The sequence below is a fragment of the Sphingobacterium sp. 1.A.5 genome (assembly GCF_002734235.1).
Taxonomy (GTDB): domain Bacteria; phylum Bacteroidota; class Bacteroidia; order Sphingobacteriales; family Sphingobacteriaceae; genus Sphingobacterium; species Sphingobacterium daejeonense.
The window spans coordinates 107,293-132,038 of record NZ_PEBA01000023.1; the positions used below are offsets into that span (position 1 = coordinate 107,293).

The following is a 24,746-nucleotide window of genomic DNA, read 5'->3' on the forward strand; positions in this document are numbered from 1 at the left end:
AAACAAATGAGAAATAAGCTTTTCAAAAGGAAGAGTCTAGATCTGATCATCAAGGAGAAAGGTGAATCCGAAAGTTTAAACAAAGTCCTTGGCGTTAGAGACTTAGTATCCTTAGGAATTGCAGCCATAGTTGGAGCGGGTATTTTCAGCACGATCGGACTTGCAAGTTACGAAGGTGGTCCTGCAATTTCTCTATTATTTGTATTTGTTGCCTTTGCATGTGTTTTCACTGCATTATCCTATGCCCAATTCGCCAGTACCATCCCTGTTTCAGGAAGTGCTTATACGTATGCGTATGTTGCTTTTGGAGAGCTTTTCGCTTGGATTATTGGCTGGGCTCTTGTGCTGGAGTATGCTGTATCCAATATAGTGGTTTCCATTTCATGGTCTCAGTATTTTGTTACGATGCTTGAAGGATTTGGAATCCATATACCTGCCTGGTTATCAATGGCTCCACAATATGCAATTGAAGCCCAACAGAAACTCACCCAACAAGGACCTGAAGCAATGACCATCGCAGACAACCTTGGTCTTAGAGCTTATGAAACAGCCCCAAGAATCGGTGATATACCTGTCATTTTTGACCTACCTTCAGGTATAATAATCGCATTAATAACATGGTTGGTTTACAGAGGCATCAAAGAATCAAGGCGCGCCAGCAATATCATGGTCATGGTAAAAATCGGAGTAATTCTTGCCATTATCGTAGGAGGTGCATTTTTTGTAAATCCTGAAAATTGGGTGCCATTTGCTCCAAACGGTTTAACAGGAGTTATGGGTTCGGTAGCAGCAGTTTTCTTTGCTTTTATTGGATTTGACTCCATTTCAACTACTGCTGAAGAATGCAAAAACCCGCAACGAGACTTACCGCGTGCGATGATCATAACATTACTGATCTGTACAATACTTTATGTAGCCATCACACTCGTTTTGACAGGAATGGTCAATTATACTGAACTAAATGTAAAAGATCCTTTGGCATTTGTTTTCAAATATATTGGAGTTGATTATTTAGCAGGGATTATTTCGGTTACCTCTGTGATTGCTATCACAAGTGCCCTATTGGTTTATCAATTGGCGCAACCAAGGATTTGGATGACCATGAGCCGCGATGGCCTTCTGTGGAAGAAATTCTCAACTATTCATCCTAAATATAAAACACCCTCCTTTGCTACCATTGTAACTGGATTTGTGGTAGCAATTCCATCCATGTTCTTTAAAATGGACTTCTTCGTAGATCTGACCTCCGTGGGAACATTCTTTGCCTTTATCCTAGTATGTGCAGGTGTACTTTACATGGACTATTCAGGATTGTCGAAACAGTCAAAATTTAGAGTTCCATATATCAATGGGAAATATCTGATCGGAATGGCCCTATTAACTGCTTGGATATTGATCTGGAAGTTTAATCAAGAAGCCCTATTAGAATGGAAAAACCTTGATTTCATGTACATCGTTGAACATAAATCCCTCATCATAATCTTTTGGCTCGTATGGTTAGTATTATCTGTTATGGGCTTTAAATTTAATTTCTCTTTACTTCCAGTAATTGGGATTTTGATCAACCTCTATTTAATGACTGAACTTGGCACAAGCAATTGGGTAATATTCCTAATTTGGTTGGGAATAGGTTTGATAGTTTACTTCTTCTACGGATATAAACACTCTAAACTAAACAACTCAGCATTTGAAAGTTAACCATCTTTCGTAAGCATTTTAACAGCAAGGATATGTTTACATAACCCTCTTTGTCCTTGGTGATTGGTAAACCAATTACAAGTACATCTGAATTGATCACCATTGATAATTACAGTATGTTCAACATCCGTTCCTTTGACTTTTGCCTCGATATATGGCGGAGTATTGACCTTAAATTCCACTGATTCATCAGATACTAACTTTCGTGCATTTTTCAATCTCGGGTTCAAGGCCAATATCCTAGACATTTTAAAAGGTAATCTTCTGTAATAATGCTGACTTTCATTCAAATCATATCCCAACAGGCCTATGGATGAAAGAGATGCTGTAAGCGCATCCATTGTATCAAAATTGACATCATGTTCAATCGACAGCAACGTTGGATCAAACATTTCATTCGATTTGAGCAAAGAATTGACAGCTTGGACCCATTCATCAGGAACAGTTTGTATCATATTCTCCAAAACGTTGCCCTCACCTGAAAAACCTCGATATGCAGACGGTGATAAAGCAAGACTTAGTCGCATCTTTCCAAAATCCATAACAAAACAAACAGTTTCAGCATCTTTTTCTTGATATACAATCAAATGATCACAATATGGCAAAAGACCTTCCAATAACCGCAAACGATGAATCCCTCCTATAAAAACTGAATCTTTAGTTTGGATTGGTGAAAACACAAATTTATTGGCCCTTTTACTTAGATAAAAGTTTGATTTTACAGCAGTTTTAGGAATAGACTGAAAAAGTGGAATGATTTGAATTTTATTTAACCTAAACCTTTCCTCCATTCCTGCTAGGAAAAGCTGAACCGATGTCAAACCTTTGATCCAGCGAGTCGGTAAACTGACTTTACGCTCGACAACCTTTGATTTTGCTGTGCTCACCGAAACTTCCTTACTTCCCACTCCCATTACCATTTTTTCACCTTTTTTTATTGAATTTAAGGCATGCAACATGGGCTCATTAAAATCGACATTCGTGGTGCCACTCGCAATAAATTCTCCATCAATCGCATCTTCCAACAAGTCCAATCTAGCATATACTCCATTGCACGATGAAAATCCCTCGAAACGAAGCTGATCAGTACCTGCAGAAACTATAGGATCAAACAACGTTAAATCAACAGGTCCATAATTTGCTCTAACAACTCTTGAAATGGTCATAAGGCATTTTGCCGTTAATAATGAATCCGTAATGCTACCCCAAAAAAAACATGGAATGTTAGAAATTTCTTCCAACTCTGAACCATGGGAAAGTACCAACTGCTGAATTCCTGACTTTTGAGTTAACTGTGAACTGCTCGTATATAAAACATCTACATCAGACATAATTATGGTTTTAAGATTTTATTGATTATAGGCTGTAAAGATTTTATACTATTCAACTTTGAAAGTGCTTCTATTTCAGTTGAATTTAAATGATAACCTTCTTTTTGCTGAAGGTCAAAAAGTATTTCCAAGATTTTTTTAAAACCATTTGGCATTTTATCAGCAATATCGACCTTATTAATTAAAGTGGTCAATAGCTGGATCAGTGCTTGATTATGCTTAGAACTCACATCTTTCACCTGTCCCAAAATATCAGTTACTCTATTGAGAGGGCCATAATTATTGCTGATCAGGAAACCCAACCATTCCCCGATTTCCTTAACTGGCATTCTATTTTCTAAAATCGCCTGGATAAAAAGTTCCACCATCATTGCCCGACCCGGTTTAGATTTATCGTACATACATGTAGCAATGAAAATCGCAGAATTATAACTCATCCTATAGTGAGGGCTAAGCATTCTCTCAGTGAATTTACCAGTGGCAGAATTATTCCAAGTAGATACCCCATTCACATTAATCAAGAGAACCAATTCTAAAGGTTCAGTATTTAATGGCATAATAGAATGCATGAATTTTATATCGCTTGCATCTATAAACGAAGTCCAATATACATTATTTTGTTTGGTCTGAAATACGTCTAATCCATAGATAAAACAATCAGAATTAGGCTGTTCAGATGGAAATGCGGCTTTTATATCAGTTCCAATCTGTTGAGGTACTGTGGTATGAGTGTAGTAGTTATATATTTTTTCAATTTTGGGTTCCAATTTAAATTCTGGCCTAAATGGTTTTGTAAAAAATGGAATTTTTGAAATGGAGCGATTTTCAAACTCTTTAAACTCAGCATCTGGAAATCTCGAACGTGCAATATTTGCCCAAAGAGACAGATGATAGAGCTCAAAATTTTTGTCAACAGGGGTATGTTTATCAAGCCACGGTTTGTTTTTTAATTCAGTGTTATCCGTTAAGCCGATGGCATATTTTATCAAGTCCCTATAGAATCGGCTACTAATTAATTCAATTTTTTCCTCAATTCCTTCCAGATTCTCAGGAACTACTCTATTTAGTGCTATAGCCAAATCCATTTGGTAAATCGTTGCCTTTTGCTTTTCATATTTCAATATTCTTTCAACCAAAACTTGTGGATCTATCCAATGAGGATAGTGGGTAGGTAAGGATAACAGCGGCAAGCCGACAGCACCTAAAATATAACTTTGGGCGATCACGCTTAAATTACCAGTGATATCTGCATAATTACTTTTCGCTAGAAAATACTTGGTTTCAGTGATAAACTTGCTATATACTTGAACCTGAGATTCTAAAAAAGAAAGGAAAATCCTAAAATTATTTACACAATATGTTTCTACATATCTCGCATTAGCCTGCTTGACATAAGTTGCGATTTGCTTTTTATGATCATCCGGAAATGAATCCATATGCTGTAGCCAGGCGCTATACAGGATTTCCATTTCCAGCGGATCATCAGATTTAAGTACCTTGCCAATATGAAAAAGCACATCATTCCAATTTTCAGGCATTTCAATTGGATCTGTAAGAAAGTCCGGATACATCGGAGAATATTCATATCCAGTTTCTGTCACTTCTGTTCCATCATCTAAACTAATATTTATTTCCTCAGATTTTTCAGGAAGAAATCCCTTCAATTCTTTAGAAATTGTCCCTAGCATTGAAGAGCTATACAGCTCTAGCTTATTCGAAAGTTCATCATCATTTAAGTCACCATATTTCAAGATAAATTTTGCCGCTTTTTCCTGCAACTGCAAATCCTGTATCATAAAAATATCTGAAACTAAATGAATAATCCTACCTTTTAATTTAGAATCTGTTTTCAACAATTTTTCAAACTGTGAAATGAGGGTCTTGACCCCTGTCTTCAGATCATTACGCATAAAAACCGGCTCTACCCAATTCAGAAATTCCTCTAGCTTAAAATCCTTTTCATGAATGATAACTTTCAAATATTTAATTGCATAATTTATAGGCGTGGAATTTTCTGAATGCAATAAGGGAAAGAATGATTCTTGATGCTTAAGAATTTGGTCAGTTTTCAAATCCATATCATCGATAATGGTCCTGAACAATGCTTTTAAATTATTATTCCAATTCTTAGTCTGCGTTTCTAATGCTAAGTCGAGAATTTGATCGATATCAATCTTATTATGAGCTTTGAGTTCCTTAAACATTTCAAGCCAGAAATATTCTACTTTAGGTGCTGTTTGGGAGTCAATAATATAATAATTCGTGTGAAGAGGAGTTTCGTATTCAAACACTCCATTTAAATCTCTTTCTATTGCAATTTTATCATCTATAAATTTTTTTATTTGCGAGTTTTTTTCCGACTTGTCCTTGGTATAACTATAATCAGGTAGACTATGAGTAAGGATTTCGGCATCATACCTGATGTAACCTAAGTCTTCCATTTCTCTGAGACTCCAATATCCTAAGCCAATGGGTTGATGTATCCGTATTTCATTCCTAAAATATTCCAATAACCAATTAGGTTTTTTCAGCTGAATTATCTCCCAAATCAATGGCTTGAAATTATCAAAATCCAAATCACGTTCATTGAATAACATCCAAAGGTCGGGCGCTCTTGTAGCTTCAGTAAGATTGAAAGTTGCTAATGATAATAAGTTAATGATCATTTGATGGTTTTTATTCCCTCTCCTGCCATACTGTGCATATGGATTATCGGAAGCATATTCAGGATCATCGCTCAAATCTATAATTGGTAACCAATATTTTGCAGCAACCTTAACTTCTTTACGGATTAATAGTTCATGGTCATCTGAAAACTCTTTTAAAAACGGAATGACCAACTCTCGTTTCTGAGAATAGATCAGTTCTTTAACTCTTCTCGAAACCTCCGCTTCTTCTTCCTTCTTGGACATAGCCTTCCCAGATTTCGAAATTCTACTATCAGATTCTTTTGAACCAGATGTTCCATCCTCGGAATAACCTTTCTTTATTTTCTCATTGATTAATTTCTTGGCATCCTTTTCACATTCCTCCTCTGAATCAAACTCCTTTGTTTTACTTTGACCTGAGGTTCCGTTTTTACCATAGGTGACTGTATGACTTTTACCATTCGTACTGATTTCCCAAAACTTATCTGAACTACCGTCAATATATTCAAGGTGTGTAAACATAACTATCCGTTTAATAATACATACCTAAAATTAAAGAATAATGAATTTAATCTTTAGAAGTTAAATAAGAAAAATCAAAAGTTATATGGTCGAATTATAAAATTCCGATAGGAATTTGAGTCATATAATCAATAAAAAGGGCTGTCCGAATGAACAGCCCTTTCCAAAAAATCCTATAAAAATTACCAGCCTGGATTTTGTCCTAAGTTTGGATTTCTGTCAATTTGGGTTTGTGGAACTGGCCACAAATAATTCTTAGGACTTTCGAATGCGCGGTTCCATTGAACCACCAAAAAGCCCTGAGCATTTTTTCTGTAAGCAGAACCTGCCAATGAAGGAAACCAAGAAGCTTTCACCCCTTCGATGTCCTTACCAAGGCGGTCTCCTTCTTTCCATCTTCTAACATCAAAATAACGTTGTCCTTCCAAAACCAACTCTACCCTTCGCTCACGACGGATTTCTGTGCGTACATCCATGCCATTTTGTGCCAAGAAACTTAACTCCATGTGTTTCATCCCAACACGGTCACGCAATAGGTTAATAGTTTTGTCTAAATCATCTTGCGTTAATTTCCCTTGTTCCATCCTTGCTTCTGCATAAGTCAACAAAACTTCAGCATAACGGATATGATGGATATCATTATCATCACGATTGTAATTTGGAACAGCAGAAAGGTCTACATATTTCTTGTAATAATAACCTGTAGTAGTAACAGAGCCTCGACCATCCTGAGTGAATTTCGGAACCATAAAAATACTTGGATCGGCATTCTCAGAAACTGGTCTTCCATCATAACGGCCACCCCATTTATCACCTGGCGTAAGGATCGTCTGAGTCATCCTTGGATCCCTGTTCTTGAAAACATCCTCATAAGTAGCATCTTTATACAATGGAGACTTCTCAATCGGTAACCCATCAATACATAGATAAGAATCTACTAGAGATTTTGTTGGAACGAAACGAGCAAATTGATCTGGAACTTGAATCTCCCTGCTCAAGTTGTGCATAATGACATCCATTTTATGTAAACGGGCAAACAATGTTTCCTTATTGTTTCCTAATGCCAATTTGCCATTGCGGGTAAATAAATCGTAATATGCTGTTTTTGGATCGCCGTTGCTGTACAATTTATATACGCCCATATCCATTACGTCCTTAGCAGCCTTTTCAGCCACATCATAACGGCCATAAGCCAAAGCAATTCTAGCTTTCAGAGCCAAGGCTGTCCCCTTGCTTACACGACCCAAATCCTTGCCCGAAGGAATTTTCTCTGGCAAAATTGCCGCAGCCTCATCCAACTCCTTTAAAAGAAAGTCAACAACTTCTTTTTGAGAATTTCTACCCTCATATAATTGAGGATCATCGGGATCCAAAGGAACCAATACCAAAGGAATATCTCCGTAAAAGGAAGTCAGAAAGCTGTACCCAAGCGCACGGATGACCCTGACTTCTGCGGCTAATCGTGCATTTGCACCTGGTTCGGTTTCTTGAGCACGCTCATAATTCGCCAAGAAGGCATTCGACTCCCGGATATCACGGTACATATTGCGCCATTCATTGTCAACTGTGGGTTGGGTAACTGGAAAAACCCCAGATCCAATATCTTTGTATTCTGTCGTCGTTGGCCACATGGTATTCTCACCCATGTTTTCCATATCGACGATATTCTTAGCCTTTACCCTCGAGTAAATCCCAGTAACCGCCATTTCTAGCTGTTCCTGAGTCTGCCAGTAAGTTTCATCAACGATCTCATCCTCTGGAACGCGATCCAAGAAATCACTGCAGCTGCTCAAAGTACCAATGCCCATCATAAAAATGGCAATCTTGATCTTACTTATTTTATTGAATGATAATTTCATGTCTAAAACTATTTAAGGTTAAAATTGATACCTACAACATAGGTCTTAACTTGTGGATAGAAGTTCCCTGTATTTCCTGATGGGATTTCCGGATCATAACCGTAAAAGAAATTCGTTTTCGTGAATAAGTTGTCCGCAGAAACAAATATTCGCATTTTAGAAACCCTTACTTTTTCCATCCAATCGGTTGGGAAAGTGTAACCCAATTGGATATTCTTCAATCTCAGGTAAGATGCGTCTTCAATCCATTGGGAAGACAAACGTGTATTGTGCGTACGCATGTAAACCAATCTTGGGTACGAAGCATCAGTGTTTTCTGGAGTCCAACGATCCAAGTGGATTTCTTGAGGCATAGCACTGTTGTTTATAAATGGATGACGTGCTGAACCACCTAAGTATCCATCTGCCTTGCCTACGCCCTGTAGAAAGAAACTGAAATCAAAACCTTTGTAGGCTAGATCTCCCCTAAAACCATAAGTATAACGTGGGATATCACTCCCTAAAATAACACGGTCATTCAATGCTGTGATAGCTGTTGCATCAGGATCTTGTGGTACATATATCAAATCTCCAGGAGCAACTAAATCACCCTTCTGAAATGGGAAGTTTGGAACATACTTACCGTCTACCACAGTAAAATCACTCTCTTGCGCAATCCTATCTGCTTCAAAACCATAAAAAGCATCCAATGGATATCCTTCTAGACGAACCTTATCGCCGAGATTGGTAGCATAATTCTCCAGTTTTGTAATCTTGTTCTTGACATCCGATAGGTTGAAGTTTGCTGAATAGCTTAATTCACCAACTTTATCTTTCCACCCTACAACAACTTCCCAACCCTTGTTCTGAACTTCACCTGAGTTTTGCGCTGGATAACCAGTACCAACCCCGATTACATCTGGCAAAGGCGGATTAAGGATAATTGATTTGGTGTTATTGATAAAGTACTCTCCTGTTACGCTCAATCTGCTGTTCAGGAAAGCTAAATCTAAACCGATATTCGTTTTTTCGGACGATTCCCAAGTAATAAATCTATTAGGGATAAAGGTCTGCCTAAATCCAACTTGACCTTCATCTCCTATAGGGTTGTTGCTAGTAATCTGAACAGATGCAAGAGTTGCCATATAAGGGAAATCACGGCCTACTTTATCATTACCTTGCGTACCGAATGAACCTCTAAGTTTTGCAAAATTCCAGAAGCTCTTCAAGTCTTGGAAAAATGCTTCCTCTGAGAAAACCCAACCAGCAGAAAATGAACCAAACCAGTTCCAACGAACATCAGGATGGAATCGGGATGACCCATCATAACGGAAGTTTCCTTCAAGAAGATACTTACTCTGATAATCATAATTCAAACGCCCAAAGAAGGACATCAATGCATTCTGTGTACTTGAACTATTGTTTAATTGATTTTCTGTACCTACTGCCAATGATTCAAGATCTTGAACAGGTAGATTCTGGCGAGATGCCCAAAAATCTGCTCCTACAGTTTCCTCCAATGAATACCCTAATAGACCTGTGATATTATGTTTATCTAAAATAGAAGTCCTATAAGTTGCCGTTCCAACAAATGTCTGATAAGTCTGTGAATAGTGGTCCATGCGGATACTGTTCGGGAAGTTCGATTGATAAATTAATTTATCATCATCAGGACTATAATAATTAATGGTCTTCAGTAACCTATTTCTCTTCGAATTATATTTCACCAAGCCATATTGTCCACGCAAGTCCAATCCTTTCATCAGATTGATGGTAGCAGAAATGTTCGCAGTGATCTCTTGTGAAGTAAAGTTATTTGTACCACCATCGGTTGCTATAGCTACTGGATTGCTCTGCCCACCATGATAGCCCCAACTTCCATTCGTGAAATGAACAGGTACCAAAGGACGTATGGAAGTAGCCATTGATAATGGATCATTACCAGAGGCAGAACCATAAGTTCCGCGGTCAACATATCCCAGATTACCATCTAATTGAACACGGTCCAAAATCTCAGTACTCATTCTTAGCCTTGCATTGTGACGGCCTGCTTTAAAGTTATCACCGATAACCAAACCACCTTCTCCCAAGTATCCATAGGATGCGTAATAACTAGTTTTGTCAGATCCACCCTGCAAACTCAGGTTGTAGTTCTGTTGAGGAGCACTTTTCTTATAAACCTCATCGATCCAATTGGTATTGGCAAAATAATTAGGATCAGATCCATTTCTGGCAATCTCAATTTGTTCCTCAGAATAAGTCGGACCTTGGCCTGCATTCTCATTTGCTTCATTCTGCAGAATCATGTAATCAACAGAACCCAGGAATTTAGGCAGCGCTGTAGGAGTTTGCCATCCATAATAGCTGCTGAAATTCAGGCTTGGAGCTCCAGATTTTCCTTTTTTGGTAGTTACTAAAATAACTCCGTTGGCACCACGGACACCATAAATAGACGATGAAGCAGCATCCTTTAGAACGGAAATGTTCTCGATATCATCCGGATTCAGGATGTTCATATTTCCACCCGGAATCCCATCAATTACGACCAATGGATTAGCGTCTCCCCATGTTCCAATACCGCGTATACGGATTTGAGGGGCGGAGTCACCCGGACCTGTATTATTGTTCTTGATTGTCAATCCTGGCAATTGACCTTGCAATCCCTGACCAATATTCGCAATTGGCCTGCTTTCAAGCTCCTCGCCCACTAACGTAGCAACTGCTCCGGTCAAATTCACCTTCTTCTGGGTGCCATAACCGACAACAACAACCTCTTCCAAGGCCTCATCGCTCGCAGTCAGTTGAACATTCATCGTAGACGAACTGATCGATAATGTTTGAGTTTCATAACCAATAATGGAAATCCGCAATTGTTGGCCAACCTGACCCGCAATTTCAAACCTTCCTTCGGCATCAGATTGAACTGTACTGCCGGTACTGAGATTTCTAATAGATGCTCCAGCGATAGACTCACCAGTAGAGCTTTGGACTAATCCTCGGATAGTTTCTTGCTTATAGACAGAATGCTTGAGACCTAAATTCTCTGATAAAAAAGCCGGCCTTGAATCTGCCCATGAACATAAACTCAATCCCATCAAAATGGATAGAAAAGCGTAATTCTTCTTCATGATTGATTGTTTTTTCTCCTGATAGAGTAGGAAAAATTAGATGTAAAAAGTTTAGTAACGTATAATAATTTCTAAAAAGTTATCGGCCAAAAATAACAGAATTTTATGTTTATAAAGGTTTTTAAACAGGAACTCTATATTAATTTAATGTTAAGTAATTGTTTGTTTTATATTAATGTAATTTATACAATTGACTTATAATATCTTATAAATTCCAACTAAACAGATTAATTGGATAAAAAACATCAATTAAATCAAAACTGTTACAATCAACATGTCACAACTATTAATTTATTTGAAACCATGACCTCCTCCTATTTGCTTAAAAAACCTTTCTTTTTAAGCAGGGATCTTCGAAGTAAAAATTAGCTGTTATCAGGGATGTTTTCAATCAGAAATCTTTCGATTTTTGTGTAATAATTATTACAAGGATGAAAAGAATATTGAATACGATATTATTGTTAGCGGGATGCACCCTAACCTCACAAGCACAATCATTGAAAGTATATAAAATTGATTATTTATCAATTGCAGAAGGTCAAACGTTGGATAAAAATTCCAGCAATTTTAATCTCAGAGCATGGGTAAACGATTCTTTCAATAAGGTCGTGACCAATGACGAAGATAACGGCGCTCAGATCCTAAATAAAACAAATAATAAATCTTTCCTCCTCTTTGCTCCTTCTGAAGAATATCACATTTTAGAAGAGGAAAACAATGATGCTTATAATTCAGAAAATGAAAATTTACCGTTTGAACTTTCGAATGAAACCAAGAATATAGCAGGCTATCCGTGCAAATTAGCAATTGTGAAGATAGATCCGGAATTAGATGATGAAAATAATATGATCAAAATCTGGTATACCGATAAAATCCCTGTCCTTTATTGGGGCCAATTTTCATTCTTGAAAAATATTCCCGGTGCAGCTTTAGAAGTTATGATTGGCAAAAATGGATTTAAGGCAGTTGATGTCAATCAAGAAAATGTTCCGACGAACTTCTTTGAAATACCTGAAACCTATACTGAATTTGAAATGGAAACAGAAGATGAGGAGGCCGAAGATTCCGCCATTGTTGCAGATACGCAAATTGATGAGGACAGGTTTTTATATTATGACGAATCTGAAACTTTCCTTGGCTTAAAAGATGAAAGCGATAGGCAGATAACGAAAGCAGAGTATGGATACTTTGATTATTTTAAAGGTGGAATTACTACCGTAATTGATGCAGAAGGAAATTTTGGATCAATGGATAAGAATGGAAACATAAAAATCCCATTTAAATATGACTTCCTTTCTTATGATGAGATCAATCAACAATATATTTATGGTATAGGAGAAAAATATGGAATCCTCTCTGCAACAGACCAGCCAATAATTAACGCAGAATATGATATGGTCAGTCATATGAACAAAGGCTATGTTTCAGTAAATAAAGATGAAAAATATGGTATTGTAGATAAAAATGGAAAATTGATCATCCCTATCACCTACCCCTTAATTATGGAATTTAACGATGAAGTGTTTGTGACCACAGATGAGGATCATTATAACCTATATAATATCAAAACCAATAATCCGGTTAGCGACGATTACGACCTAATTGCCCTTTCTGAAACCGACCCTGTCCATTTGGTTCAAAAGGGAGATTATTATGGATTTATTGACAATTTTGGAAAAGTAGTGATTCCTATACAATTCACGGCTGCCACTAATTTTGATGATGGACACGCATCCGTAGAAACCAAAGATGGTGAAATGATTTTCATCAATATCAAAGGTGAAAAAGTAGATATCGAATAATATGAGCAACTACCCTTGAATTTAAAAACAGTGCCTATTAATTTAGGCTCTGTTTGCTTAATTTTGGGGGTTAAATAAATGATTTAAGAATGATAAAAATAATAGAAAAACAAAAATATCTCTGGTCCTTATTATTCTCGTTTTTCTTGTTGACCCTAAATCATTCGGACATTTACGCACAAGATCTTCTTTCAAAACTCGAAGAAGAATATCGACAATTCAAACCCGGCGATCCTGAGAAAGTATTTACTACTGGAAAACTTGCTCAAGCACTGTTTTTCAATCAACGAGAAAACGAAGCGTTTGAACTGATCAAAAAGGACCTAGTATTTACCAACAAACTTTCAGAAACAAAATATGGAGCTTACCTGAACACAATTCTCGCAATCAATCAATTGATTGCTGATGATAAATTGAATTCAAGGTTATCTATTTTAAAAGCAAAAGCATTAGTCGACCGCAGCAGGGACATTGAAACTAAAGGTTATGTTTATTACGGCTATGGCTGGATATTAGCACGTGAACAACAGGAAAGTGAAGCTGTAAAACAATTTATGATAGCATTGAGCTACCTTGACCAAGCCAAACAATCCAATACATTGATAAGCAGAAAAGCCAATGTCTACAAAGAATTAACATCCATTTATGCCAATTGGAACGAATTTGAGCTGCAGGAAAAGTACAGCAAATTGGCCTTGAATTTAGCAATCAAACAGGACGACCCAATGACCATTTTTGATTCTTACATGTCTTTAGGTTATATGTATGAACAAAAATTCTTGGACTCACCGGAAGATACTAAATACAGAAATCTGGCGGAGAATTCTTATTTGAAAGCGCTGAAAATTTATCAAGATAATATGGGGTCTATGCCAATCCCATCCAATTTGGCGTATGTTGCCAATAACCTTGCCCATCTTTATTATAAATTCTATCCAAAAGAATACAGGGACAAGGCCATTAGATATGCTGAGATGGCTCGATTAAAAGCAAAGGAAACAAAACAATTTAATCTGGTGGCATCATCTCATGGCATCCTGTCTGAAATTGCATTGGAAGATGGAAAAACGAATAAAGCAAAAGAACATCTCCTTTCATCATTATTTGAAATAAATAAAAGCCAAGTTCAAGATCAACAGGTGTTGATGAATATTTACCTCAGCCTTTCTCATATCAGCGAGCAAGAAGGTAATAATGAGGAAGCATTAAAATTCTACAAAGAATATGCAAATATTTTTACCAGCATTTATGATCAGGAAAAACTCAGTACGAGTAAACGCTTAGAAGCTCAATATGAAAAAGGCAAACAGGATCAACAGCTGAACAACCTTCAGATCGAGGCAGAACAAAAAGAGCAACAGATTAAACTCATGCAGGCATTGGGTATCCAACAAAAACAGGACTTGGAAAACCTGAGATTGGCACAGGAAAACCAAGCACAAGAACTAACACTGTCCAAACTAACCTCAGAAAAAAAGGACCAAGAATTGAAATTGTCGAAACTGGAGGATCAAAATAAAGCTCAACAAATCAGTACCTATCAAAAGGAAATCTTATTTAAAGATAAAATTAACAAATATTATATTGCGCTAATTTTAGCTGTGGGCTCCTTGCTTGCATTGCTTTTATATGCCTACCGCCAAAGATCAAAGCATATGCTTCAACGAGAAAACTTACACCAACTAGCTCTAGAACAAGAAAGACAAAACACCAAAATCAATATGCTAACGGCTCTCCTTGATGGCCAAGAACAGGAAAGATCAAGAATAGCACGTGACCTGCATGATGGTTTGGGAGGATTATTGTCCGGAACCAAGCTCCAACTCTCACTTGCAGGAGAACCGGAAAACAAAGACTTTCAGCTTAAAATGGATAAAGGTATCAAACACCTCGACATGGCAGTGGACGAATTGAGACGAGTGGCCCATAACCTTACTCCTGACCTTCTTGAAAAATATGGACTCTTGGAAGCACTGAAGGACTACGCTGCCAGAATGTCAAACCAAGAACTTGAAGTGGATGTTCAGTTCCTACATTATGAAAACAAACTTAATAACGAACAGCAACTTATCATTTATAGAATAATACAAGAGTTGGTTAACAATGCCATTAAACACGCAAATCCTTCTCAAATTATCATTCAAATAGTAGAAGAGGAAAAACAATACCATATCACGGTAGAAGATGATGGAATAGGCTTTGATAACAGTATGATAAAAAACAACAAAACAGCAGGACTTTTCAATATTCAATCAAGAGTGGACTTCCTTAAAGGCAACCTTCAAGTACAATCAGAATTGGGGCAAGGAAGTAGCTTTGACATATTTATCCCAAAATCAATTAACCATGATTAACATAGCAATAACTGATGACCATCCCCTTCTTTCAGAAGGTTTAAAAAACATTCTGGCCCAAGAAACTTTCTTGAATATTGTTGGTTGCTATCCTACTGCAGAAGCATTGAGAAATGCTTTGAATAACACTAAAATTGAAGTTTTGCTTCTGGATATAAATTTATCAGATGCCAATGGCCTTGAATTGATTGCTCCTTTACTTAAAAATAATCCCGAACTAAAGATTATTATTTTAAGTGTACACAATGAATATGCAGTAATAAACAGTGCATTTCAAGAGGGTGCTCATGGATATATTCAAAAAAATGCATCAGTTACAGAAATACTATTGGGAATACAAGAAATTCTAAAAGGCAATAAATTCAGATGTAAGCAAACCCAACTGATCGTTGATAAAAAGAATTCTATCGAACTCAAAAGCGTTCCTAAACTAACTCGAAGAGAAAAAGAAATTCTAGCAGTTGCAGCAATGGGATTAACAACCAATCAGATTGCAGAAAAACTATTTATAAGCCCGCACACAGTGGAAAGTCATAGGAAAAATCTGATTGAAAAATTCAGGACCTCCAACTTGAGCTCTGCTATTAAAATGGCCTATGATTATGGCTTGATTCGAGAAATAACAAGCTAAAAACTCCAAACCAAACTTTTATTATTCCGAAGTGTTTATTAAAAGTAACAATGGAGGTATAAAATGCAAGAAAAGGAAGACGAAAAAGGAAACAAAATCAATAATGCAGAGGATGTTGACCCAACAAAAGTACCTGAAACAGTAATTAAAGAAAAGGATGATGAACCAGCAGCAATCAACATCCCTAGAGTAATTATTATAGCCATTATTATTATGGCGATCTTTTATATGATTTACGAATTTGTATTAAAAGGTCAATCATAAAGTGTTGATTTTTACAAAGGTATTCAGGAAAACATTCTTGCAATAAAAAAGGCCACCCAGTTTATGAGTGGCCTTTATTGTATTTTATTTCTTAGAAACCAATTGTTCTTCCATGCTCGATCACAGCATTTTTCTTGATGACAATTATCCCATCGCAAATCGTATACTCCGGAAAATCACCATCTTTCAGCTGTTTGCCACCTTTGATTCTGACATCGTTGCCTATTCGGCAATTTTTGTCCAAGATGGCATTCTCGATATAGCACCTTTCCCCGACTCCAATTGGTGGCGGAGTTTGTGAGGAAGTCAGTTCTACAACCTCATTGAGATCCTCATAATAATCAGAACCCATCATATAGGTCATCTTGATCACTGTTCCTTCCCCAATCCTGGAACGAATCCCGATGACAGAACGTTGAATTTTCTCCGCCAAAATGATACAGCCATCAGAGATAATGGCATTGTTCAATGTTGTACCTGAAACCTTGGACGGCGGAAGCATCCGAGCACGTGTATACACAGTCTCTCCAAACAAGTTGAATTCGGGAATGTCATCCGTCAATCCAATATTTGCCTCAAAGAAAGAAGAAATAGTACCGATATCTGTCCAATAACTATCGAATGGAAAGCTTAAAACCTTCGAAGAACCAATAGCGTCAGGAATAATTTCCTTACCGAAGTCCATTCCATTATTCTCTTCCAACATCTTTGCCATAACACCTTTGGAGAATACATAAATACCCATCGATGCCAAGTAATTGCGGCCTTGTTTTTCTAGGTCTTCAGGAACTTCTGAGGTCCAATCTGCCAATAGATCCTTGGTAGGTTTTTCAATAAATGAAACCACATTATTGTTCTCGTCAGATTTTAGAATACCAAAACCTGGAGCTTCTTTTGCGGTCACTGGTATTGTTCCAATCGTGATCTCACCACCATTTTTGACATGAAAATCAACCATGGCAGAGTAATCCATTTGATATAACTGGTCGCCAGAAAGGATTAGAACATAGTCATAATCCACATTTACCAAATTCTTTTGAGTCCTTCTCACAGCATCCGCAGTACCCTCAAACCAACGATCACCCTCATTGGTCTGCTCAGCAGCTAAAATATCCACAAAACCCTTACTGAAAATACTGAAGTTGTAAGAGTTCTTGATGTGTTTGTTCAAAGATGCAGAGTTGTATTGTGTCAGTACAAATATCTTGTTGTAGCCAGAGTTAAGACAATTTGATATCGGAATATCCACCAAACGGTATTTCCCGGCAATTGGAACTGCGGGCTTAGAACGTTGGTCAGTCAACGGAAATAAGCGGGTTCCTCGACCCCCACCTAATACAATAGAAACAACTTTATGCGACATATCTTTAAACTAATTGGTTATATAACTCTATATATTTCTTTGCTGATTTGTTCCATGAATAATCAAGTGCCATTGCTGTATCTCTAGTTTTTGTTAGATTGTCAGCATAACTTAAATATTTGACGGCTCGTGAAACGGTCCCAGCAGCTTCTTCGGCATCTACATCGTCGAAAAGGAATCCATAACCTCCCTCCTCAACATCAATAACTGTATCTTTCAAACCACCTATCTTACGAACAACAGGAATGGTACCATATTTTAGTGCGTACAGTTGATTCAGCCCACATGGCTCAACCCTTGAAGGCATAATCAATAAATCTGAAGACGCATAAACACGATGCGCCAATTGCTCATTATATCCAAAGAAAACAGCTAAATCCTTATTGTAACTGCTTGCTACCGCTTGAATTCTTTGCTGTATCTCCGCATCTCCAGAGCCTAGTATAAATATACTTATTTTACCTGAGCTTTGCTTCAAAAGATTTTCTATTAATTCAGGCAAAATATCAGCCCCTTTTTCTGTCGCAAAACGACCTATGTAACTCAACAATGGCAGCGTCGGGTCTAAACCAAATTCCTTGCAGAATTTTAATTTATTATCTGCTTTACCATCATCCACGCTCAAAATGCTATAATGATGATCTATAAGGGTGTCAATAGCAGGATCCCAATAGGAAGTATCAATTCCATTTACAATACCAACTGATTTATCACGTTCGTCAAAAAATAGATTTTGCAATCCATTCGCTTCAACATATAATTCTTTTAAATATCCTTCAGACACCGTTGTATATGCATCGCAGCATTTGATGGCCGTTGCTAATGGATTGATTAATCCGTCCCAATCCAATAGACCCCATTTCCAAGTATCAAAGGCTGGAATAATAATACCCTTACTCCATGACATCCATCCTTGGTACTGACCATTATGAACAGTGAAAACTGTCTTCACGTTTTTCAATGATTGAAAATCATTGCTCCATTTCGTTAAAAATGGAATTAACCCAACGTGGTGATCATGGCAATGAAGAACATCTGGGGAAATGTTGTTGTTTTTTATATAATGTAAAACCGCATGTTGAAATGCGATCCATTGATCTGCTTCGTCCTGGTAACTGTAAATTTCCTCCCGATCCAGAAGATTAGGAATCTTAACAAGGTACAATGGAAATCCCAAAACATCATTCCGCTCTTTCAACAGTTCATAGGACAGCAATGAAGAACCTTGGTAGAATTCTCCAACGGCCACAACATCAAATTCATTTTCCTGAGTGAATTTCCTGTTAAAAAAAGGCATGATAACCGACGCATCGACCCCTAATTCCCTTTGATACTTTGGCAATGCTCCTACAACATCCGCCAATCCACCAACCTTAGCGACAGGAAAACATTCTACGCTTAAATGTATGACTTTCATTTTCCTAGTTTTCTTTTAAATATTAAACCGCTCAATGGTGGCAGATCAATCACAATTGACTGCTCCTGCCCCATCCATGGCTCTTTCTCTGACTTAACAACTTTCTTCACTTTTACGCCACTGCCATTGAATTTGGGATCATCGGAATTCAATAACAACTCCCATTGACCATCATGCGGAACACCTAACTTAAATCCATGACGAACTATTGGGGTAAGATTCAAAACCACCACCAAATCATTTTCCAGATCATGGCCTCTACGGCAATAAGCAAAAATACTGTTGTCGCGATCCCCAAGCTCAATCCAAAAGAACCCCTCAGGACTGAAAGCTTTCTCATATAATGCTGGATATGATTTATAAACTTTATTCAGTTCACCCACGAAATCCTTCATGCTTGAATGTGGCTTATACTGCAATAAATGCCAATCCAATGATTGATTGACATTCCATTCAGAAGTCTGACCAAATTCACCTCCCATAAACAAAAGCTTAGTACCTATGAAAGTGAACATATATAAATACAAGGATCTCAAATTGGCAAATTTCTGCCATTCGTCACCCGGCATCTTGTATATCAAAGACTGTTTGCCATATACAACCTCATCATGTGATAAGGGAAGCATAAAGTTCTCCGTAAATCCATAGACCGTAGCAAAAGTCATCTTATCATGATGATATCCTCTATTGATAGGATCCTCCTTAAAATAGGACAGCGTGTCATGCATCCAACCCATCATCCACTTTTCCGAAAACCCCAATCCGCCATGGAAAGTAGCACGACTAACACCTGACCATGAGGTAGATTCTTCAGCGATACTCTGGACATTAGGAAAATATTTCGAAACCGCTTCATTAAATTCTTTTAAGAATGCCACCGCTTCCAGATTCTCATTCCCACCGAGCTCATTGGGTTCCCACTCGCCAAACTTCCGTGAATAATCCAGATAAAGCATGGACGCAACAGCATCAACCCTTAATCCGTCGATATGATAACGGTCTAACCAAAAAAACGCATTACTGATCAGAAAGGACTTAACTTCATTTCGACCATAATTAAAAATATAGGACTGCCAATCGGGATGAAAGCCTTTTTTAGGGTCTGCATGCTCATATAAATGTGTCCCATCAAATTTATAGAGACCATGGGCATCCCCAGGGAAATGAGATGGAACCCAATCCAAGATCACACCAATATGATTCTCATGCAGCAATTCAACCAACTTCATAAAATCCTGCGGACCTCCGAACCTTGAGCTTGCAGCATAATACCCCGTAATCTGGTATCCCCATGATGGATAATACGGATGTTCCATGATGGGCATAAACTCAACATGAGTAAACCCAGTTTCGTGGATATATGGTATCATTTTAGCGGCAATCTCTTCATAGCTCAAAAATCGATCTGGATCCTTGGGATCACGCATCCAAGAACCTAAATGCATCTCATAAACCGACATGGGTCTGTCCAATGCATTGTGCTCTCTGCGACTGTACATCCACTCGGAATCATTCCACGCAAACCAGGTCGTAGCAACAATTGATGCCGTCCGCGGTGGAATCTCCGTATGAAGTGCAAAAGGATCAGATTTCTCAAGATGCTCACCAGTGTTAGAATGGATATGGTATTTATAGACTTCACCATTCTCTATTCCTGGGATAAACCCTTCCCAAATCCCACTGCTATCCCAACGGACATGCAGATGGTGGGAATGTGGATTCCATCCATTGAAGTTTCCTACAACAGAAACCGTCTGGGCGTTTGGTGCCCAAACCGCAAAATATACTCCTTTGACCCCATTGACAAGAAGCTCATGAGAACCAAATTTCTCATAAAGCTTATAATGCCGTCCAGACTTGAATAATGAAACGTCAAATTCGGACAATAAGGAGTGTACTTCAACTGGTTGAGGCATAAATAATATGTTTTTAGCGTTTTATTGAATGTTAACTTTCTTGAAATCGCGTTCTAGTTTAATGTAATTTTGACCTTCTTCATCCTTTTGAAGTTGAACTTTTACTCCATCAACCGTAATTTGCTTAGGCTCAAACGGAAGACCGATTAAATAAAGGTTGAAGTCATTATAATATGGTGTGTAAATACCATCTTCACCTTGCATAATGCTGACTTGACTAGAATCGCAATTAGCAATGAAATGTTTCTCTACATAAACACCTTGCTCATAAGCAAATGTTTCACCGTGATCTGAATACAGGTTTGATTCGTGCTCACCTTCAGCATAGTATAGGTTTAGCTTTAAGGATTCAACTCTACGCTCACCTGTAAATTGCATAATTGGATATTCAGGAATAATAGAACCCCCGCGTACGAAAAACGGCATCTCATCCAATGGCGTATCAATGGTATACTCTTGACCTCCTTCATAATATGTATTGTTAAAATAGTAATACCAACTTCCTTCCGGTAAATACACTATTTTATTTTGTTGGCCAGGATGAAGAACTGGTGAAACCAATAATTGATTTCCAAAACCGAATTCTTCTTCCCTTACCATATTCTTTTCCTTGTCTTGCTCCATCAAAGCAATCGGCCGCAAAATAGGTTCACCATATTTATGCTGTAACCAGAAGGTAGAATAAATATAGGGCAGCAATTTATATCTCAGCTCAATAAATTTCTTACATATCGCTTCCCATTCTGGGCCAAAGCTCCATGGTTCCCGATCGCGGGTATCTCCGGCTGAGTGAACACGCATAAACGGAGAAAACACCCCAAATTGCATCCAACGAGTATATAACTCGCCATCCGGTTCACCAGTAAATCCTCCAATGTCGGTACCACAGAATGATAAACCCGATACAGAAAGCCGCTGCAATTGTAGCGTACCTATCCGAAGGTGCTCCCAGGTAGCAATATTATCTCCAGTCCAAACCGACGAATATCGCTGGGTACCAGAATACGCAGCACGAGTAATTGTAAATGGACGTTTGTTTTTATATAATTTCTTAAGACCATCATAGGTTGCACGAACCATTTGCATACCATAGATGTTGTGAGCTTTACGGTGCGATCCGCGATGACCATCGAATTGATGCCTTACATCATTTGGAAAAGTACCGCGGCCAAATACTGCCGGCTCATTCATATCATTCCAAAACCCTGCAACACCATCATCAACCAAACCTTTATACAAAGTACCCCACCATGACCTAACCTCAGGATTAGTGAAATCTGGAAATTGACATCTTCCTGGCCAAACAAAACCCTCCATGAAATAATCATCCCCCCTACGGCAGAAATAATTGTTCTCTTGGCCTTGCTTAAAAACCCAATAACTATCATCAACCTTAATCCCCGGATCGATCATAACAACAGTTTTGAAACCATTAGCATTCAAATCAGAGATCATCTTCTTAGGATCTGGAAAATAACGCTTGTTCCAAGTAAAACAACGGTAACCATCCATATAATCAATATCTAGATAGATCGCATCACATGGAATCTCACGCTTCCTGAACTCATAAGCCACTTCCCTGACTTTATTCTCTGGATAATAACTCCAGCGACATTGATGATAGCCTAGCCCCCACATCGGTGGCATATAATGTGTACCCGTCAATTTATGATAGCGCTTTACGACATCCATCATCTTTGGACCATGGATGTAATAATATTGCAATTCACCTCCCTCAGACCAAAAACTGGTTTGATCCTGATGCTCGGCCGCAAAATCAAAATAAGTTTTGAAAGTATTGTCAAAGAAAATTCCATAAGCCTGACCTTCGGTCACTCCAATATAAAACGGAACTGTCTTATAAAGTGGGTCTTGGTTGAAAGCGTATGAATAGGTATCTGAATTCCAATTCTTTACTCTTTTTCCTCTTAAGTTCAAATTGGTAGCTTTATCGCCTAAACCGAAAAATGCTTCATCAGCAGCTGCTTGTTTCGTACAATAAACATAATAACCTCCGAAATCTACATTCTCCTCCCAGTGCATGGGCGAATGATCCCTGTTCAGGACTTTTTCGTCCGCATCCGCAAAAGCAATATTGAAATCTGATTTACGAATCATACAAACAACAGAGCTAGTCTTTAATTTGTAATATTCATCATCTTCTATCAGCTCGTAGCTTACATAATTGTCTTCTTTAAAACTGATTGCGTAGGAAAAGTCAACCAAGAAAGATCCTTCTGGTGCCAATCTAACTCGAATAATATCTTCTGAATATACTTTTACCTCAACTTTGGAGCGTCCATCAGAAAAATAAAACGCATTTCGGTCTTGGGTATAGCCTTTAACTTCCGTTAAATAAAGTTTTTCTATATCTGGTAAATCGAGAACGGGGTTGTTTACGTGGTGGATTCCTTCTTCTAAGGTATCAGGGTTAGGTAATAAGTCGTTCGCGAAATCTTCCTTCTTTGTTGTATCTGCCATAAAAATAATAATCTAAATAGGTAATAGACAGTGTAAATGTCTGTTTTAAATTACAATATATTTTATAAAAACCAATGTTAATAAATAAATTCACTACCGGATAACAGAAATTGTACCCTTAGAGCTACAAGAAATTAGCGTCCAATATCATTATAATGTTGTAAAACAAGAAAATCACAATTATTACCTTAAAAATTCGTAATTTTGTGAGCCTTTTTAAAATCTAGCCCCAGTAAGGCTAGAGGGCATATAATACATCAGTAGAATAACATGAAATTATCTCAATTCAACTTTAATCTTCCTGAATCATTACTAGCATCTGAACCTTCAGAACAAAGGGATGAATCTCGTCTAATGGTTTTACACCGCGACAGCGGAAAAATCGAACACAAGATCTTCAAGGATGTTCTAGATTATTTTGATGATAAAGATGTAATGATCTTAAACAACACCAAAGTATTCCCTGCCAGAATGTATGGTAACAAGGAGAAAACAGGTGCTACTATCGAAGTATTCTTGTTAAGAGAACTTAACAAAGAATTACGTCTTTGGGATGTATTGGTTGATCCAGCACGTAAAATCCGTGTAGGAAATAAATTATATTTTGGAGATGACGATTTATTGGTAGCTGAAGTAGTTGACAACACGACTTCTCGTGGCCGTACAATCCGTTTCCTTTTTGATGGTACGGACGAAGAATTCCGCAAGAACATTGAAATCTTAGGAGAAACTCCTCTACCTAAATATATCAAGAGAAAAGCAACTCCAGAAGATAAATTCCGTTACCAAACAATCTATGCTAAAAACGAAGGTGCCGTAGCAGCTCCAACTGCTGGGCTTCACTTCTCTCGTGAATTGATGAAACGCCTGGAACTTAAAGGTGTAGATTTTGCTGAAGTAACCCTTCACGTTGGTCTAGGAACTTTCCGTACAGTGGAAGTGGAAGACTTGACCAAACATAAAATGGATTCGGAACAATTCATCATTTCTGAAGAAGCGGCTCGCATCGTAAATAAAGGAATCGATAACAAACGTAAAATCTGTGCTGTAGGAACAACATCTATGCGCGCGATCGAATCTTCAGTATCTGCTGACCATCACTTGAAAGCAGCTAATGACTGGACGTCAAAATTCATCTATCCTCCTTACGATTTCAGCATCGCTAATTCGATGATCACAAACTTCCACACGCCGCAATCTACACTATTGGTGATGATCGCTGCGTTTGCAGGATATGAAAATGTAATGAATGCTTATGAAGTAGCCGTAAAAGAAAAATACCGCTTCTATAGCTATGGTGATGCCATGTTGATCATCTAATTTGATTACATCTAAAATATTGAACGCAGGCCA

The 24,746-nt window shown here is 37.8% G+C and carries 14 protein-coding genes; 6 read left to right on the plus strand and 8 right to left on the minus strand.

What is annotated here, in order from left to right; all coding sequences use genetic code 11:
- Window positions 1-6: 6 nt before the first annotated feature.
- The gene (locus CRT24_RS10965) at window positions 7-1,698 is read left to right on the plus strand and encodes an APC family permease (RefSeq protein WP_099371280.1); all 1,692 of its coding nucleotides are present in this window, start codon (window positions 7-9) and stop codon (window positions 1,696-1,698) included.
- On the opposite strand, the gene CRT24_RS10970 is transcribed toward CRT24_RS10965, so the two are convergent.
- The 4 genes from CRT24_RS10970 to CRT24_RS10985 form a co-directional block, all read right to left on the minus strand.
- The gene (locus tag CRT24_RS10970; protein ID WP_099371281.1) at window positions 1,695-3,029 is read right to left on the minus strand and encodes an SWIM zinc finger family protein; all 1,335 of its coding nucleotides are present in this window, start codon (window positions 3,027-3,029) and stop codon (window positions 1,695-1,697) included. The two genes, CRT24_RS10965 and CRT24_RS10970, sit on opposite strands and share 4 nt — an antisense overlap.
- Window positions 3,030-3,031: 2 nt before the next feature.
- Entirely contained in the window at window positions 3,032-6,199 is a 3,168-nt protein-coding gene (locus tag CRT24_RS10975; RefSeq protein ID WP_099371282.1) for a DUF6493 family protein, read from the minus strand.
- 182 nt (window positions 6,200-6,381) lie between these two features.
- Complete coding sequence (locus CRT24_RS10980) at window positions 6,382-8,058, minus strand: RagB/SusD family nutrient uptake outer membrane protein (protein ID WP_180269117.1); 1,677 nt, start codon at window positions 8,056-8,058, stop codon at window positions 6,382-6,384.
- Between the two features lie 8 nt (window positions 8,059-8,066).
- On the minus strand, window positions 8,067-11,165 hold the full coding sequence (locus CRT24_RS10985; protein WP_099371283.1) for a TonB-dependent receptor: 3,099 nt from the start codon (window positions 11,163-11,165) through the stop codon (window positions 8,067-8,069).
- Window positions 11,166-11,596: 431 nt separating this feature from the next.
- Here CRT24_RS10985 and CRT24_RS10990 point away from each other — a divergent pair, with 431 nt between their 5' ends.
- The 4 genes from CRT24_RS10990 to CRT24_RS11005 all read left to right on the plus strand — a co-directional run bounded on the left by CRT24_RS10990 (window position 11,597) and on the right by CRT24_RS11005 (window position 16,216).
- Window positions 11,597-12,967 carry a WG repeat-containing protein gene (locus tag CRT24_RS10990; RefSeq protein WP_099371284.1) on the plus strand — a complete coding sequence of 457 codons (1,371 nt, stop codon included), beginning with the start codon at window positions 11,597-11,599 and terminating at the stop codon, window positions 12,965-12,967.
- Window positions 12,968-13,056: 89 nt separating this feature from the next.
- Window positions 13,057-15,321, plus strand: coding sequence for an ATP-binding protein (locus tag CRT24_RS10995; RefSeq protein ID WP_099371285.1), 2,265 nt, complete (start codon window positions 13,057-13,059; stop codon window positions 15,319-15,321).
- Window positions 15,314-15,952, plus strand: coding sequence for a response regulator transcription factor (locus tag CRT24_RS11000; protein ID WP_099371286.1), 639 nt, complete (start codon window positions 15,314-15,316; stop codon window positions 15,950-15,952). The genes CRT24_RS10995 and CRT24_RS11000 overlap by 8 nt, the downstream gene beginning before the upstream one ends.
- A gap of 63 nt (window positions 15,953-16,015) precedes the next feature.
- Entirely contained in the window at window positions 16,016-16,216 is a 201-nt protein-coding gene (locus tag CRT24_RS11005) for a hypothetical protein (RefSeq protein ID WP_099371287.1), read from the plus strand.
- A gap of 91 nt (window positions 16,217-16,307) precedes the next feature.
- On the opposite strand, the gene CRT24_RS11010 is transcribed toward CRT24_RS11005, so the two are convergent.
- The 4 genes from CRT24_RS11010 to CRT24_RS11025 are packed head-to-tail and all read right to left on the minus strand — an operon-like array spanning window position 16,308 to window position 23,393.
- Window positions 16,308-17,579: a glucose-1-phosphate adenylyltransferase gene (locus tag CRT24_RS11010; RefSeq protein ID WP_099371288.1), complete on the minus strand. Its 1,272-nt coding sequence runs from the start codon at window positions 17,577-17,579 to the stop codon at window positions 16,308-16,310.
- 4 nt (window positions 17,580-17,583) lie between these two features.
- Window positions 17,584-18,996, minus strand: a complete 1,413-nt coding sequence (locus tag CRT24_RS11015; RefSeq protein ID WP_099371289.1) for a glycogen synthase — start codon at window positions 18,994-18,996, stop codon at window positions 17,584-17,586.
- Window positions 18,993-20,912, minus strand: a complete 1,920-nt coding sequence (gene glgB, locus CRT24_RS11020) for a 1,4-alpha-glucan branching protein GlgB (protein ID WP_099371290.1) — start codon at window positions 20,910-20,912, stop codon at window positions 18,993-18,995. Before glgB ends, CRT24_RS11015 begins: the two co-directional genes overlap by 4 nt.
- A gap of 21 nt (window positions 20,913-20,933) precedes the next feature.
- Window positions 20,934-23,393, minus strand: coding sequence for a glycoside hydrolase family 31 protein (locus CRT24_RS11025; RefSeq protein WP_099371291.1), 2,460 nt, complete (start codon window positions 23,391-23,393; stop codon window positions 20,934-20,936).
- A gap of 270 nt (window positions 23,394-23,663) precedes the next feature.
- Between CRT24_RS11025 and queA the strand changes: the two genes are divergently transcribed.
- Entirely contained in the window at window positions 23,664-24,713 is a 1,050-nt protein-coding gene (gene queA / locus CRT24_RS11030) for a tRNA preQ1(34) S-adenosylmethionine ribosyltransferase-isomerase QueA (RefSeq protein ID WP_099371292.1), read from the plus strand.
- Window positions 24,714-24,746 lie beyond the last annotated feature (33 nt).

What these genes read in the sequence shown, in the direction of transcription:
- CRT24_RS10965 (WP_099371280.1), top strand. Translation starts at nt 7, where the DNA reads ATGAGAAATAAGCTTTTCAAAAGGAAGAGTCTAGATCTGATCATCAAG.
- CRT24_RS10970 (WP_099371281.1), bottom strand. Translation starts at nt 3,029, where the DNA reads ATGTCTGATGTAGATGTTTTATATACGAGCAGTTCACAGTTAACTCAA.
- CRT24_RS10975 (WP_099371282.1), bottom strand. Translation starts at nt 6,199, where the DNA reads ATGTTTACACACCTTGAATATATTGACGGTAGTTCAGATAAGTTTTGG.
- CRT24_RS10980 (WP_180269117.1), bottom strand. Translation starts at nt 8,058, where the DNA reads ATGAAATTATCATTCAATAAAATAAGTAAGATCAAGATTGCCATTTTT.
- CRT24_RS10985 (WP_099371283.1), bottom strand. Translation starts at nt 11,165, where the DNA reads ATGAAGAAGAATTACGCTTTTCTATCCATTTTGATGGGATTGAGTTTA.
- CRT24_RS10990 (WP_099371284.1), top strand. Translation starts at nt 11,597, where the DNA reads ATGAAAAGAATATTGAATACGATATTATTGTTAGCGGGATGCACCCTA.
- CRT24_RS10995 (WP_099371285.1), top strand. Translation starts at nt 13,057, where the DNA reads ATGATAAAAATAATAGAAAAACAAAAATATCTCTGGTCCTTATTATTC.
- CRT24_RS11000 (WP_099371286.1), top strand. Translation starts at nt 15,314, where the DNA reads ATGATTAACATAGCAATAACTGATGACCATCCCCTTCTTTCAGAAGGT.
- CRT24_RS11005 (WP_099371287.1), top strand. Translation starts at nt 16,016, where the DNA reads ATGCAAGAAAAGGAAGACGAAAAAGGAAACAAAATCAATAATGCAGAG.
- CRT24_RS11010 (WP_099371288.1), bottom strand. Translation starts at nt 17,579, where the DNA reads ATGTCGCATAAAGTTGTTTCTATTGTATTAGGTGGGGGTCGAGGAACC.
- CRT24_RS11015 (WP_099371289.1), bottom strand. Translation starts at nt 18,996, where the DNA reads ATGAAAGTCATACATTTAAGCGTAGAATGTTTTCCTGTCGCTAAGGTT.
- glgB (WP_099371290.1), bottom strand. Translation starts at nt 20,912, where the DNA reads ATGCCTCAACCAGTTGAAGTACACTCCTTATTGTCCGAATTTGACGTT.
- CRT24_RS11025 (WP_099371291.1), bottom strand. Translation starts at nt 23,393, where the DNA reads ATGGCAGATACAACAAAGAAGGAAGATTTCGCGAACGACTTATTACCT.
- queA (WP_099371292.1), top strand. Translation starts at nt 23,664, where the DNA reads ATGAAATTATCTCAATTCAACTTTAATCTTCCTGAATCATTACTAGCA.